Genomic DNA, 14,763 nt, shown 5'->3' on the forward strand with positions numbered 1-14,763 from the left:
GTCGATGGCCGCTGCCGCTGTGGTAACGCTTCTTTGGTTGTTGTGGCGCCTTTGGTCGACGCTCAGATGCAATGATTCGCCGATTCAATACGTTCTCTCGCTCACCAACGACGGTGTTATCCGGGTTATTGACGATGAAAGAGCCATGGCCTTGCGTTCCGCTCACCACGCCTTAAATAATGCTAGCGCTGACGGTACTGCGAAGAAAATCCATCATACTTCACAGCTTTTTTCTTGGGGGCTTTGTATCAAGGTGCTTCGCCGTAAGCGTAAATGGTTCGAAAAGGACTACAGCCACTTGGGTTGGATATTAAAAGGAGAGTGCTGCGAAGCAGATTACAGGCGCTTAGCAAGAGCTATTATTTTTGCTAGAAGAGCAACGAATTCAAGGAATTTATAGATGTTTCGTGAGTATACAAAAGCGTTGTTTAAACGCGTGGATGCACGACAGTTAATGCAATTTAAGCCTCCAACGCTGCCACAGCGTATCTACACCAATACTCTTAAGATAGATAATGCGCATTACTGTGCGTTTTGCCAAGAGGTAGACTGGCCGGCGAGTGAACATCCTCACCCCCTTTATTTGCAGATGTTGTCGCTGCCGCTGCAAATGCAGTGTTTATTAGACAAAAAAAGTCCATTTCCTTTGCTAGGCCTCATTCATGCGGCCAATAAAGTGTCAATTATCGAGCACGTCAATTTAAGCGAGCCCTTTGAATGTCGCGTGCGCTTTCACGATGTAAGGCCACATAGTCGCGGATGGGAAGTCGACGTTATGCTAGAGGCGCTTCAATCGGGGCAACTCGTATATAGGGCCATAAGCAGCTATTTAGTCAAAGTTAAAGCTGTCCATGTTGCGCCCTTTATTGCAAAAAAAGACGTGCGTGATGAATGTGATTTGCAAGACAGAAATCTTATTGAGGCACTCCGTGTGAACGCAAATACGGGCCGTCGGTACGCTAAATTATCAGGGGATTATAACCCCATTCATTTATCGAGTATTTCAGCAAAAGCGTTTGGGTTTAAACAGCCCATAGCACATGGTATGTGGACGTTGTCACGCGCAGTGTCTGCGTTTGTAAGTCATCAGGAACAGGCCGAGTCTCTGCAAGTGGAAGAGGTGACCTGTCGCTTTGAAAAACCTGTTTTCTTGCCAAGCGACATTCATATTCATCAGCATTGCAAAACACACACTCATGCGTTGCTCGATGTTACTGATAGCGATAATAGCAGCACGTATTTGTCAGCAAGTGTAGTGTTCTTTGCCAAGTCTTAAATAGACGGGGAGTTATACGTTGCAAGACGTGTGGCAGACTATTGCGTTGAGTACAATCGAAAACCGCCTTTTGATTTGACGTACATAGTAGACGGACTCATCGAGCTCAAGTAGAAAGAGAGCCTTTTTTAAATGCTCTCTTTCTTAAGATTTAAAATTACCAGTGGGCGTTTGAACGTGCAGATGAACTGACTAGATAGACAAATTAAATTGACGGTGTTGCACTTGCTGCCACTTTACTCAGCGTCATAAAAGCTGTCATGGGTAATCAATGAACCCACGTCGCTACCTGAGAGCTGCTTTCTTGGGGTAAGAATAGTAGGCTTGGGATCATCTAGTTGCTCAGGATGGTCTAGATTGAAGTGTAGCCCGCGACTTTCTTTTCTCGCCATGGCGCATCGCACAATAAGCTCCGCAACAGTAACAAGATTACGCAACTCTAATAAGTTGTTGCTCACCCTAAAGTGAGAGTAATATTCGGTAATCTCTTGCTCTAGCAATTTAATCCGCCGCATAGCACGCTCAAGACGTTTGTCGGTACGCACAATGCCTACGTAATCCCACATGAACAATCTCAGTTCATGCCAGTTATGCTGAATTATGACCTCTTCGTCTGAGTTAGATACCTGACTTTCATCCCAAGGCGCGATAGATTCTTCGCAGTCCGCACTTGGGAGCTTTTTTAGAATATCTTCAGCAGCGGCGCTCGCAAACACCACGCATTCTAACAGAGAATTAGACGCCATACGGTTTGCACCGTGCAGTCCTGTATAGGCCACTTCACCAATGGCATAAACGTTATTTAAGTCAGTTTTAGCGTTAAAGTCGGTCATAACACCGCCGCAGCTATAGTGCGCCGCTGGTACTACTGGAATGGGCTCTCGGGTAATATCTATGCCAAGAGAACGACACTTTCGATAGATATTAGGGAAATGTTTAACGATAAAGTCAGCGGGCTTATGACTGATATCTAAGTACATGCAGTCAGCACCCAATCGCTTCATCTCGTAATCGATGGCTCTGGCCACTACATCACGTGGTGCGAGGTCGCCGCGCTCATCAAATTTGTGCATGAAGCGCGTGCCGTCAGCGTGACAAAGGTTAGCGCCTTCACCGCGCAGCGCTTCGGTAATCAGAAAATTACGCGCTTGCGGGTGATATAAACACGTCGGGTGGAACTGATTGAATTCCATATTGGCAACGCGACAGCCCGCTCGCCATGCCATAGCGATGCCATCGCCGCTGGAAACATCCGGGTTAGACGTGTATTGATATACTTTACTTCCGCCACCCGTCGCTAAGGCAACAAATGGCGCGCGAATAACCTCAACATGCTCTTGTTGCCTGTTCCAAACGTAGGCGCCCACAACACTATTTTTCTCTTCCCTAGAGGGAATGAGGTCAATAGCATTATAGCGTTCAAATACATGAATATTTGGATGCGTGGATACCGCATCGTTCAGGGTAATTTGTAGTGCTTCACCGGTGGCATCTGCGGCGTGAAGAATGCGTCTATGGCTATGACCTCCTTCACGTGTTAAGTGAAAGCGCTCCTCTCCAGACTCACTTTTTTCTGTGTCGAATGGCACACCGTAACCAATTAGCCATTCTAGAGAAGACTTGGCGCGTTCTGCGGTAAATCTCACCGCAGGCTCCTCACAAAGTCCTGCACCGGCTGCTAACGTGTCAGTCACGTGAGCGTCAATAGAATCTTGCTCATCAAATACTGCCGCAATACCTCCTTGGGCATAACGTGTAGAGCCTTCGTTTCTATCACTCTTACTAAGCACGATAACCTGACAATGGTCGGCAAGCTTGAGTGCAAGGCTTAATCCTGCCGCGCCGCTCCCAATAATCAATACGTCACAACGGTGTTCAATTGCATTTGATGTGGAAGTTAGTGAAGACGATACAGATTTCATGTATTTTTATATCAATCCAAACGAGCAAAGGTTCGGCAAGTCTAAAGGATGAAAAGCAAAACACAATCATTCTTGGCCTCTGTCTTAAGCATTTTTTCAAATATTTAATACTTTTACCGAACTTTTAGGAAAAGAACGCGTCTACACACATGCTTGTTAGAGCTATTGTGTAGTTGAAGTAGGGAGTAATGGCTCGAATGAGCGAGCAGATAACCGACCAGCAACTGGTTGAAAGAGTACAGCGTGGCGATAAAAATGCGTTTAATTTGTTGGTAACTCGTTATCAACACAAAGTAATGCATCTCGTTTCTCGCTATGTGAAAAATACCGGTGACGTGGCTGATGTAACGCAAGAAGCGTTCATTAAAGCCTATCGCGCCTTACCTAACTTTCGTGGCGACAGTGCATTTTACACTTGGCTTTATCGTATTGCGGTAAACAGCGCCAAGAACTATCTTGTATCTCAAGGTCGTAAGCCACCGGCCAGTGATGTAGATGCCGATGAGGCTGACTTTTATGAAGGCAGTGACGCACTTAAAGAGCAGTCAACGCCGGAAAGAAGTTTACTCTCTGAAGAATTAGAAGAAACGCTTTTTAAAGTCGTAGAGAAGCTGCCTGATGATTTGCGTATGGCAATAACACTTCGCGAAATTGAAGGGTTGAGCTACGAAGAAATTGCGAACGTGATGTCGTGCCCTGTTGGGACCGTGAGATCACGTATTTTCAGAGCTCGTGAAGCGATAGATAAAGTTATTCAGCCGTTGTTAGAGAATTAAACAAAAAGAAAATCAAAAAAAGATGAACTTTCTTTTTTATAAGATGACTAACAGCTGTGTTAGGGTAGTTAACGATCAAATTGATCTGGAAATGAATATATGACGCAACAGCAAGAAAAATTGTCCGCATTCATGGATGGTGAGATAGAAGGCAATGATATCATCGATGCAATAAAGCACGATGAGGCGCTTCAAGGCAAATGGAAACGTTACCACGTGTATCGCGGTGCAATGCGCAAAGAAGCAAGCGTTGCCCCGCAACTTGATATTACAGCAAGCGTAGCCGCAGCCATTGAAAACGAACCTGCTATAGTGGCACCAAAACGCTCCCGTTGGACATCAATCCCATTAATTGGAAATGTTGTTCCATTTGCAAAGCAATCGGGTCAGTTTGCGGTAGCGGCTTCCGTTGCTGTGGCGGTTATCTTTGGTGTTCAATACACCAATCAAGACGCGCCCACAGAACCATTTATGACAGCGCCGACCATTGCCCCTCAAGGCGGTCTAGCACCGGTTAGTTTGGAGCAGACCCGCACTTTGCCGCGCAATGACATGAATGAAGTGCTTGAAAAAAAGCGTAAGATAAATGCATTGATTGCTGACCATGAACAGCAAATAAAACTCAAGCAAGCGCAAGAGGAAGAGAATGAAGGTAAAGCGAGCGGCCCGCAGCGACCGTAGTAAGCTTTATTTTGAAAACTGGTGCATCATATTTACTGATGCACATGCTCTTAGCTAACGAGCCGGTTAAAGCAATCCACAGAAACGTGCTGTCGCTAAAGCGTCACTGACAGAGATGCGGTTTCATATTTTAATCATACCAGCATATACTGCTGGTATGTTTGTTTTAAGGCGGGAAAAAATGCGCTTTAGTTCCATCCTTGCACTTTTTTTCATTTCGGGCGGTGTTATTCAACCAGCGGTTGCCCAATCTGTTGTTTCTATTGAAGGAACGGAAGTATCTGATACCTCTATTCAATCTTCTCCAACGGGAATAGTTGATGAAGATGCGAGTAGGCGAATCTCCCAGAACGACGAGGCGGAGAACAGGCAACAAGAGCTTCAACTTGATGAGCAAAGCAAGCCAGCGGGGCGAACAGAAGTGCCACAATCTGCAAGTCAGTGGCTCGCTGAACTGCAGAACATAGTCACCAATGCCAACTTTCAGGTGTCATTCGTTCAAACTGTTGCGGGTAAGGAAACCATTCCTTATCTTTGGCGTCATGGAATTATGGAAGACGGTTCGGAACTAGAACAGTTAAATCTCCAAAACGGTCCAGGTAGAGAGTTAATTCGCGTAAACGACGTGGTAAGCGTGTTTGAACCCGACGTGCAACCATACAGTCTGCGCTCTAAACATATCAATGGCCCTATACCTAGTGCACTTCTTTACCACCCAGAGCAGCTTTTAGACGCTTATGAATTTGTGGCGGTGGGAAGAGCAAGGGTAGCAGGTCGTTCGGCTCAGCAAATTCGAATTGTGAGCCGAGACAACACTCGCTTTGGCTATCAACTATGGCTAGACGAATCGTCAGGTATGCTGTTAAAGCTAAATATGCTCGATTTACAGGGAGGGCTTTTAGAGCAGATTCAAGTTACTGCATTTGCTATATCACCGTCGCCAGCAGAGTATTTTTCACGCATTAATTCTGCGTCTTTACCCCCGCCAATGGCCTTAAGTAACATGCCTGTGCGACCACACAACTGGGATGTGACCTATTTGCCAGCGGGAATGCGAGAAATAAAGCAAGATACAAGACGACTGGCATTAACGGGGCAGGTGGTAGAGTATAAACTCTTTTCAGATGGGCTGGTCGATGTGTCTGTATATGTACAACCGGCCGATGATGCGTTAGGCGAGACGTTAGCACTGCGTAACGAAGTGAGTACGTTTCTAACGCTTACCGATGGCAAGGCGCAAGTGACAGTAGTGGGGGAGATACCACTGCAAACTGCTAACGCCATTGCAAATTCTCTAAGACCAGTCACTAATTAGAACTAGGATTAATGATTAAAGAAACAGCGTTGGTAATTGCGGTAGACGGAGATCGCGTTACCGTTGAAGCAGCAATTAAATCGACCTGTAACGCTTGCGAAGCGCAAAGTGATTGTGGCACGGGAGTTATTTCCCGCGCTATTGCACCGAAAACTCAGCAGTTGACATTAAGAACCCCGATGACTGTTCATGTGGGACAAAAAGTCACCGTCGGTATACCTGAGGCCGGCATTTTAAGTGCGTCCGCATGGTTATACCTGTTACCGCTGATAACCTTTATGGGGTCATATTCAGCCTTCATGTCAGTGCTTAGCAGCAGTGCTATCGTTCATGAATTGTGGGCGATTATTCCTAGTGCCGCTACTACCTTTTTAGTTTACAAGCTCATTGCATATAAGCTAAGGCGCGTTGAAAGTGCCAAGTATCAACCTATCCTGCTTGGTATATCAGACGTCTAATCACTTATATACGTTCTTTATATCAGGATGAATAGGCATGAGATCCGTATCACGCGTAAAATGCTTTTTAACAAGGAAATAAGTGTAGAACAACGTAGCGTCTTGCCTTTTTGAGGAAGTAATAAGGCAGTTGTTATCTTGGATGTTTATCAATTTACGTACCCCTTTTACCCTAGCCTACTAATTTTCTACATGGTGATTCGCTTTTCGCGACAGAAATGGGTAAAATCCGCACGCGCTGCGTATAACCCTTGAAGCAAGGCAAGCAGCATTTTTTGTTTAATGAATTTTTCTGCAGGTAATTTCCAGCATTATGCAACAATCGCACATTCGTAACTTCAGTATTATCGCCCACATTGACCACGGTAAGTCTACGCTGTCAGATCGTTTAATCCAGCACTGTGGAGGGCTAACAGATCGCGAAATGGCTGAGCAGGTCCTCGACTCTATGGACCTTGAAAAAGAGCGCGGTATAACTATCAAGGCGCAAAGCGTGACACTGAACTATGAAGCGCGCGATGGTGAAACCTATCAGCTTAACTTCATCGATACCCCAGGGCACGTTGATTTCACTTATGAAGTATCTCGTTCACTTGCCGCTTGTGAAGGTGCGCTGCTGGTTGTTGATGCAGGGCAAGGCGTAGAAGCGCAAACATTGGCAAACTGCTATACCGCCATCGAAATGGATATGGAAGTAGTGCCTATATTGAACAAAATCGATTTGCCTCAGGCTGAGCCAGACCGTGTTGCAGAAGAGATAGAAGATATTGTTGGTATTGATGCCCTTGACGCTGTGCGCTGTTCAGCGAAAACCGGTATCGGTATTGAAGAAGTACTTGAAGTCATTGTAAATAAAATACCACCGCCAGGTGGCGACCGCGAAGCACCGCTCAAGGCGCTTATCATCGACTCGTGGTTCGACAACTATCAAGGTGTTGTTTCCTTGGTACGCATCGTCGAAGGGCAACTTACCAAAAAAGACAAGATTCAAATCATGTCGAACGGTCAAACACACCAGGTTGACAAAATTGGTGTATTTACGCCTAAGCCTTTGGATACGGGTGTACTTAGAGCGGGTGAAGTAGGCTTCATTATTGCGGGGATTAAAGACATTCAAGGTGCGCCGGTGGGTGATACCATTACGTTGGCGCGCGATCCCGCGGATGCCATGTTACCAGGCTTTAAAAAAGTTAAACCTCAGGTTTATGCCGGTATTTTCCCAATAAGCTCGGATGACTACGAAGATTTTCGTGATGCCCTCGCGAAGCTTAGCCTAAACGATGCATCGCTTTTTTATGAGCCAGAAAGCTCTGCGGCGCTCGGCTTTGGTTTCCGTATTGGATTCCTTGGCATGCTACACATGGAAATTATTCAAGAACGCTTAGAACGTGAGTATGACTTAGGCCTTATCACTACTGCGCCTACGGTAATCTACGAAGTAGAAACCACCAAGGGTGAAATACTTACCGTTGATAGTCCAGCAAAGCTGCCACCGGTTAATGATATCGCTGAAATTCGAGAGCCTATGGTTGAAGCTAATATTCTTGTACCGCAAGAATATTTAGGTAACGTCATTACCCTTTGTATTGAAAAGCGCGGTATGCAAACCAACATGACATACCACGGTAAACAAGTAGCAGTCACTTACGAACTGCCGATGGCTGAAGTGGTACTTGATTTCTTCGACCGTTTGAAATCAACCAGCCGTGGCTTCGCATCGTTGGATTACAACTTCAAGCGTTTCCAAAGCTCGGATATGGTGCGTGTCGATATTCTTATCAATGGCGAGCGCGTAGACGCACTCGCGGTTATTACGCACAGAGAAAATTCTCAAGGTCGTGGCCGCGAGTTAGTTGAAAAACTTCGTGAGCTTATCCCACGCCAGATGTTCGACATCGCTATTCAAGCGGCTATTGGTAACCATATTGTTGCAAGAAGTACAGTGAAGCAGTTGCGTAAGAACGTAATCGCGAAGTGTTACGGCGGTGACGTGAGCCGTAAGAAGAAGCTACTTCAAAAGCAGAAAGAAGGTAAGAAGAGAATGAAGCAAGTGGGTAATGTAGAATTACCACAAGACGCGTTCCTTGCAATACTTAAGGTAGGTAAATAATGGCAAATTACTTCTCCTTGATTTTGGTGGCACTCACCTTAATAACAGGATTAATCTGGCTAGTGGATAGCCTGGTGTTTGCGCCAAAGCGAAAAGCGCGTTTACAAGCTGCGGCTACCGCAGAAGGTGCGGGCTACGGAGAAGATCCTCAACTGCCATACTTAGTTGACACCTCGCAACAGATTTTCCCTGTTATCGCGTTTGTATTGGTGTTGCGTTCGTTTTTGTACGAACCGTTTCAAATTCCATCAGGTTCTATGATGCCCACACTTTTAGTGGGGGATTTCATCTTAGTAGAAAAGTTTGCCTACGGCGTGAAAGACCCGGTTTTCAGAAGCAAGCTAATTGAAACTGGCGTGCCAGAGCGTGGAGACGTGGTGGTATTTAAATACCCAGAAGACCCGTCAATTGACTACATCAAGCGCGTTATAGGGCTACCGGGTGACACCGTGGTTTATCAAAATAAACAGGTTTATATCAAACCTAAATGCGAGTCTGGCAACAATTGTCCGAAGTTAAAAGCAGTACCGCTTACGTTCCAAGAGCGAGGTGAGTTTGTACAGGACATGGCGCAATTGATGCGTTATACCGAAGATTTAGGCACAGTAGAGCACGACATTTTACGCCACCCCGTGCGCGAGATATCACCGGTTAATTTTTACACTCAGCCGGGCACGCGGAGCAACGAGTGGATTGTGCCAGAAGGTCAATATTTCGTGCTAGGTGACAATCGCGACAATAGCCGTGACAGTCGTTTCTGGGGGTTTGTACCCGATGCGAATTTGGTCGGAAAAGCGGTAGCGATCTGGATTTCATTTGAGTTTGAGCGTAGCCCTGCAGATTTCTTACCGACGTGGGTGCCCACAGGTATTCGATTTGAGCGAGCAGGTGGCATTCATTAATGCAGGGAATTGATAAATATCGTCGTCTATATAAGGCGATAGGCTATACGTTTAACAATGAAGCTTTACTGGAGCAGGCGCTCACTCATCGAAGTGCGGCAAAGCAGCACAACGAACGTTTAGAATTTTTGGGCGATGCCATCCTAGGTATGATTGTTGGGGAAACCTTGTTCAAACGTTTTCCAGCGGTGCCTGAAGGAAAGCTTACCAGAATGCGTTCAACCTTGGTCAAAGGGGAAACGCTAGCGGAGTTAGCTAAAGAAGCGAGCGTGGGAGAGTTGCTGAACCTTGGTCCTGGCGAGCTTAAAAGTGGTGGGCATCGCAGAAGTTCAATATTAGCCGATGCCGTTGAAGCCATTTTAGGGGCAATTTACTTGGACTCTGGTATGGATGAAGTCCGTAGCGTCATTGACAGACTGTGGGAAAGTCGTATCAACAAATTAGACCCGAACGCGCACCCTAAAGACAGCAAGACACGCCTTCAAGAGTTTTTGCAAGGGCGTAAGCAGTCGCTACCGACCTATGAGGTGCTGTCAATTTCGGGCAAAGATCACGCGCAAACATTTGAAGTGAGCTGCAAAGTAGAAAGTCTTTCTGAAGCAGTCGTGGCGTCTGGCAATAGTCGTCGTAAAGCAGAACAAGAAGCTGCTCGTTTAACATTGGAGAAGCTTGATGACAACGCATAATGAATCAGATTTGCCAGAAATGCCAGATATCCAAACACGCTGTGGTTTAGTGGCTATTGTTGGTCGGCCAAATGTGGGTAAGTCAACCTTGCTTAATCGTTTGCTGGGCCAAAAAGTAAGTATTACTTCTCGCAAACCGCAAACTACCCGACATCGTATTTTGGGTATCGACACTGACGGTGAGTATCAAGCGATATATGTTGATACGCCAGGCCTTCATCAAGACGAAAAACGCGCCATTAATCGCTATATGAATCGTGCGGCATCCAGTTCACTTGCCGAAGTTGGTCTTGTATTATTTGTCGTAGAAGGCGACCGTTTTACTGCCGACGATGAAATGGTGTTAAACAAAGTGAAGCAATCAAACCTTCCTTGCTATCTTATCGTAAATAAAATGGACAAGGTGGAAGATAAAGAAAACTTCATGCTCCATCTTAAAAAACTCGGCGAAAAACACGGGTTTGAGCATATGATCCCGATTAGTGCAAAACAGAATAAAATGGTCGACGAAATAAGAGAGCTTGTTGCCAAATCTCTGCCAAAAAGCGAGTTCTTCTTTCCTGAAGACTACATCACCGACCGTTCTAGTCGCTTTATGGCGGCTGAAATAATCCGTGAAAAACTCATGCGGTTTACGGGCGACGAATTGCCATACTCAACTACCGTTGAGATAGAACAATTTAAGATGGCTGAAAATGGGGTGTACCGCATAAGTGGCCTTATTCTGGTTGAGCGTGAAACGCAAAAACGCATGATTATCGGAAAAGGTGGAAAGCATTTGAAAACCATTGGTGAGCATGCCCGAAAAGACATGGAAAACTTATTTGACAACAAAGTGTTCCTAGAGCTCTGGGTTAAGGTTAAGCAAGGTTGGGCAGACGATGAACGTGCATTACGCTCGCTTGGTTACGGCGACGACAGCAACTTTTAGTTTAAGATTATACTTTCTTTATAACGCTAGTTAGCTGTAACTGGCGTTGTATTAGAAATTATAGTCAGTCAGCATTTTTGTTTAGCTGTTTAGCTGTTTAGCTGTTTAGCTGTTTAGCTGTTTAGCTGTTTAGCTGTTTAACTGAATGGCTTTTGGCAACTACCTTAGTAAAATGCGCCGGTGTAAGTATTTACACGGTTATTTACTTATTCGGTTTTAAAAGCACTCGCAGGCGAAATAACCTTTTTTCAGGAGCGGTATATGGCAATTTCAGATATGCGCAGGCAGTACTCAAAGGGCAGTTTGAGTGAGTCAGATATTACTTCAAATCCGTTTACCTTATTCGATAAATGGCTGAAAGATGCTATCGACGCGGGCATTCCCGATCCGACAGCAATGACGGTTGCCACGGTTGATGACAGTGGGCAGCCTTCACAACGCATTGTGCTTCTAAAAGATGTGAGTGAGAAAGGCTTTGTGTTTTTTACTAATTTAGGTAGCCGCAAAGCGCAAGAATTGTCCGTCAATCCAAAAGTATCGTGCCATTTTCCATGGTTCTTTATGGAGCGCCAAGTAAGAGTGTGCGGAAGTGTCGAGAAGCTTTCTGTTTCTGAAAACGCTGCGTACTTTTTCTCTCGGCCGAAAGACAGTCAACTTGCCGCCTACGCTTCGAAACAAAGTAAACCTATTGGCAGTAGAGAATTACTTCTTACCCAGTTCAAGCAGCTCAAAGATAAATTTGCCAACAAGGAACTTCCTGTTCCCGATTTTTGGGGCGGCTTTAGAATTGTGCCTCACCAAATTGAATTTTGGCAAGGTGGTGAAGACAGGCTCCACGATCGGTTTGAGTACAATAAAACGGAAGAAGGCATTTGGACTACACAGCGTTTAATGCCATAAAGAAGAGTTGCTTAAGGTTTAATCCGTATACAGCTTATTTCGTGGCATTCACGTTATGATAGATAGTCACTGTCATCTTGATTTACTTGCGTCACGCAAAAAACTTGAGGTGGTGTTAGATAACGCTCAAGCTGCAGGGTTATCGAGGATAATGGCGCCAAGCATTCATCCTGAATCCTGGCGAGCGCTTCAGAACATAGCAGATCAATACCAAAACATAATCCCAATTGATAGTGCACTTGGGCTCCACCCTTATTTTCTCGACGCGAACGATGGTCTTCCATCAGACAAGGTTATATCTCATCAACTATCGCTACTTGAAGCAGCAGCGTTAGATAGACATGCATCGGTAAAAGCCATTGGCGAAACCGGGGTTGATGGACATATCGATACACCCGTAAAGCTTCAGCAGCGGGTCTTCAATGCGCACCTGGCCCTTGCCGAGCGCATATCCTTACCCATTATCGTCCATCACAGAAAGAGCCATCACTTACTGCTTGAATGCTTTAAGCAAGCTAACTATCAAGGCAGTGGGGTTATTCATGCTTTTTCTGGCAGTGTTGAAGTAGCAAAGAGTTATATAGAGCGCGGTTTTTATCTAGGCATAGGTGGCACAATCACCTATGAACGGGCAAAAAAAACGCGACAAACGTTGGGCTATTTGCTGGAACACCACATTGATAGACTACTCCTTGAGACAGATGCGCCGGATATGCCAATGTGCGGGCGTCAGGGAGAGCTCAACGAACCTTGTTATCTCACAGACGTGGTAGACGCGATAAGCAAGCTATATAGCGTAAAAAAAAGAGAGGTGATAACGGTAACAACACGTAACTACTTTCGCTTATTTGGAGACGAGTAACGTCGAGAATAAATGGCTGCGTGTCCTATCGCCTATTCTCTAAAGTTGACGTGCTTCTTTTAGATTCTATGACTTGAATTAACCAAGGCCGGGATTTGTAAAAACCCCGTGTAAGGTAAACGCCAAATAACAGCGCAAGAAACACTAAAATCCCTGCGATGAGTGCCAATTGGTATCGAAGTGTAAGCGGGCTTTCTAATACGGCTTGGGTATCAATATGGATATTTACATAACCCAGCAAATTGTTCTCTGTATCGGTGATCATACCAACGTAGGTAAGCGGCGTAACATGCTGTGATTGGCTTAATTCAACCACGCTGTCTATTTTCGGCAATGGCGCAATGTAACGTCCGTCTTTATCAAAAACAGACAAGGCCAATACATGCGGCTCGTCAACTAATACGGAGGCGACGGCCTCTATATAGTCTCTTTGTCTTTGAGAAACACCGGCACTTGAATGCGATGTCGAATTAGATAGATCGTCAGCAATAAATGCAGGCTGTAAGAGTTTTGCATATTGTCTTGCTATACTTTCACCCGAATACCGGGTTTGAACCGTCAGCCAATCACTCTGATATTGCTGAAACAACAATAGCAATACAACAATTAGCGCAAACACTGTGCATACTATCAATGTGTGGAAAAGTCTTTTTAGCGCCGTATATAATGAATGAGCGTCATTTTTATTATACGTTGCCTCTTTATTAAGCACATCGTCCAATTCGTATTTCCATAAAGTCTTTGCGTTTTCCTAACAGTAGGGGAATTCTAAATAATTTTAAAGATGATATTTTATTAGTTAGCCTAATTAGTTAGCATTGGGGTATCTTTTGCTTACTTTTGCAGTTTCTGTTTTCACCATGAAAAACACACTTTTCTCGACGCTCAATGACCACAACTCGCACACTGCCTCTTCGCTTTCACAGGTCGTTGGCTCTTCACACAATAACATGACGTTTACTCACACTCTAACTGTGATTGGTCAAGCCGTTACTCCTTACTTGATAGAGGGTGTGCTAAATAAACTGAAAGATGTGTTTACCCCCACAAGTTTAGCTTTTCATCATCTACATCAATGCTTAGGTGAAGACGTTATCGAAATTCAAGGTACGCTGGCTCATGCCGATCTTGAAAATATAAAACCACTTTTAGGCGATGTTTCTGCTTCTTATAATCTAGATATAGGGCTACAAGCATCGCGTCCATCTCTATCCAAACCAGGTTTATTGGTAATGGATATGGATAGCACAGTAATTGAAATAGAGTGTATTGACGAAATTGCGAAACTAGCTGGTGTCGGTGAGCAAGTTGCGGAGGTGACAGCGAAAGCCATGCGAGGAGAAATTGCGTTCAATGACAGTTTGACAAACCGCGTAGCGTGTTTGGAAGGCGTGCCCGTTGCTCACCTTGATCGAATTCGCGATAGCATCCCAATCATGCCAGGTATTCAACGCTTGTTGACAGAACTTAAGAAGAATAATTGGAAGCTCGCTATAGCATCGGGGGGGTTCACATTTTTCGCAGATCATTTAAAGCAAAGACTCGGTCTTGATTTTGCAATATCGAACACGCTCGCCATTGAAGGTGATAAGCTCACCGGAAAAGTAGAAGGTGAAATCGTTAATGCTGATGTTAAAGCCAGAACGGTTAAAACGCTGGCTGACAAGTGGGAAATCCCATTTTCTCAAACGGTAGCTATGGGTGATGGCGCTAACGACTTAGTAATGATGGCGGAATCAGCGTTAGGTGTGGCGTGCCATGGTAAGCCACTGGTTAATGAAAAAGCAGATGTGGCGATACGTATTGGAAGCTTGCATAGTCTGCTTTACTTCCTAGATAAATAGGTCGCTGGTAGTTTTTTGCTGGTTTTGCGTTTTCGTTGCAGGGATCCAGCTGAAGGGTAGCTTAGAAGGCTATGCACCCTTCATTTTAAGCAACAAGCTA

General features: G+C 45.0%; 15 protein-coding genes. 13 read left to right on the forward strand and 2 right to left on the reverse strand.

From position 1 onward, the window contains the following. The first annotated feature begins 4 nt into the window (after positions 1-4). Both JC525_RS19955 and JC525_RS13800 read left to right on the forward strand, forming a co-directional pair. Entirely contained in the window at positions 5-400 is a 396-nt protein-coding gene (locus JC525_RS19955) for a hypothetical protein (RefSeq protein WP_233095205.1), read from the forward strand. Beyond that, positions 401-1,276, forward strand: coding sequence for a MaoC family dehydratase (locus JC525_RS13800; RefSeq protein ID WP_198816336.1), 876 nt, complete (start codon positions 401-403; stop codon positions 1,274-1,276). Positions 1,277-1,512: 236 nt separating this feature from the next. Here the strand turns inward: JC525_RS13800 and nadB are convergent, their stop codons facing one another. Beyond that, positions 1,513-3,198 carry an L-aspartate oxidase gene (nadB, locus tag JC525_RS13805; protein ID WP_198816337.1) on the reverse strand — a complete coding sequence of 562 codons (1,686 nt, stop codon included), beginning with the start codon at positions 3,196-3,198 and terminating at the stop codon, positions 1,513-1,515. A 197-nt stretch (positions 3,199-3,395) separates the two neighbouring features. Between nadB and rpoE the strand changes: the two genes are divergently transcribed. The 10 genes from rpoE (at position 3,396) to JC525_RS13855 (ending at position 12,819) form a co-directional block, all read left to right on the forward strand. Then, on the forward strand, positions 3,396-3,974 hold the full coding sequence (rpoE, locus tag JC525_RS13810) for an RNA polymerase sigma factor RpoE (protein WP_198816338.1): 579 nt from the start codon (positions 3,396-3,398) through the stop codon (positions 3,972-3,974). Positions 3,975-4,073: 99 nt separating this feature from the next. Continuing rightward, positions 4,074-4,655 (forward strand): sigma-E factor negative regulatory protein, encoded by a 582-nt coding sequence (locus JC525_RS13815; RefSeq protein WP_198816339.1) that lies wholly within the window; start codon positions 4,074-4,076, stop codon positions 4,653-4,655. A 181-nt stretch (positions 4,656-4,836) separates the two neighbouring features. After that, positions 4,837-5,970: a MucB/RseB C-terminal domain-containing protein gene (locus JC525_RS13820; RefSeq protein ID WP_198816340.1), complete on the forward strand. Its 1,134-nt coding sequence runs from the start codon at positions 4,837-4,839 to the stop codon at positions 5,968-5,970. A gap of 11 nt (positions 5,971-5,981) precedes the next feature. Next, positions 5,982-6,428, forward strand: a complete 447-nt coding sequence (locus JC525_RS13825) for a SoxR reducing system RseC family protein (RefSeq protein WP_198816341.1) — start codon at positions 5,982-5,984, stop codon at positions 6,426-6,428. A gap of 313 nt (positions 6,429-6,741) precedes the next feature. Further along, on the forward strand, positions 6,742-8,538 hold the full coding sequence (gene lepA, locus JC525_RS13830; RefSeq protein ID WP_198816342.1) for a translation elongation factor 4: 1,797 nt from the start codon (positions 6,742-6,744) through the stop codon (positions 8,536-8,538). Beyond that, entirely contained in the window at positions 8,538-9,440 is a 903-nt protein-coding gene (gene lepB, locus JC525_RS13835; RefSeq protein ID WP_198816343.1) for a signal peptidase I, read from the forward strand. The genes lepA and lepB overlap by 1 nt, the downstream gene beginning before the upstream one ends. Beyond that, the gene (gene rnc, locus JC525_RS13840) at positions 9,440-10,126 is read left to right on the forward strand and encodes a ribonuclease III (protein WP_159120277.1); all 687 of its coding nucleotides are present in this window, start codon (positions 9,440-9,442) and stop codon (positions 10,124-10,126) included. Before lepB ends, rnc begins: the two co-directional genes overlap by 1 nt. Before the next feature lie 19 nt (positions 10,127-10,145). Beyond that, complete coding sequence (era, locus tag JC525_RS13845) at positions 10,146-11,057, forward strand: GTPase Era (RefSeq protein ID WP_159120297.1); 912 nt, start codon at positions 10,146-10,148, stop codon at positions 11,055-11,057. A 261-nt stretch (positions 11,058-11,318) separates the two neighbouring features. After that, a complete protein-coding gene (gene pdxH, locus JC525_RS13850) occupies positions 11,319-11,957 on the forward strand; it encodes a pyridoxamine 5'-phosphate oxidase (protein ID WP_198816344.1) in 639 nt (212 codons plus the stop codon). Between the two features lie 55 nt (positions 11,958-12,012). Beyond that, positions 12,013-12,819, forward strand: a complete 807-nt coding sequence (locus tag JC525_RS13855; RefSeq protein ID WP_198816345.1) for a TatD family hydrolase — start codon at positions 12,013-12,015, stop codon at positions 12,817-12,819. A gap of 25 nt (positions 12,820-12,844) precedes the next feature. Here the strand turns inward: JC525_RS13855 and JC525_RS13860 are convergent, their stop codons facing one another. After that, complete coding sequence (locus JC525_RS13860; protein WP_233095206.1) at positions 12,845-13,453, reverse strand: hypothetical protein; 609 nt, start codon at positions 13,451-13,453, stop codon at positions 12,845-12,847. A 226-nt stretch (positions 13,454-13,679) separates the two neighbouring features. On the opposite strand from JC525_RS13860, the gene serB reads away from it, so the two are divergent. Further along, positions 13,680-14,663 (forward strand): phosphoserine phosphatase SerB, encoded by a 984-nt coding sequence (gene serB / locus JC525_RS13865; protein WP_198816347.1) that lies wholly within the window; start codon positions 13,680-13,682, stop codon positions 14,661-14,663. Positions 14,664-14,763: the final 100 nt, after the last annotated feature.

The sequence above is a fragment of the Alteromonas sp. IB21 genome (genome assembly GCF_016405965.1).
In the GTDB taxonomy this organism is placed as follows: domain Bacteria; phylum Pseudomonadota; class Gammaproteobacteria; order Enterobacterales; family Alteromonadaceae; genus Alteromonas.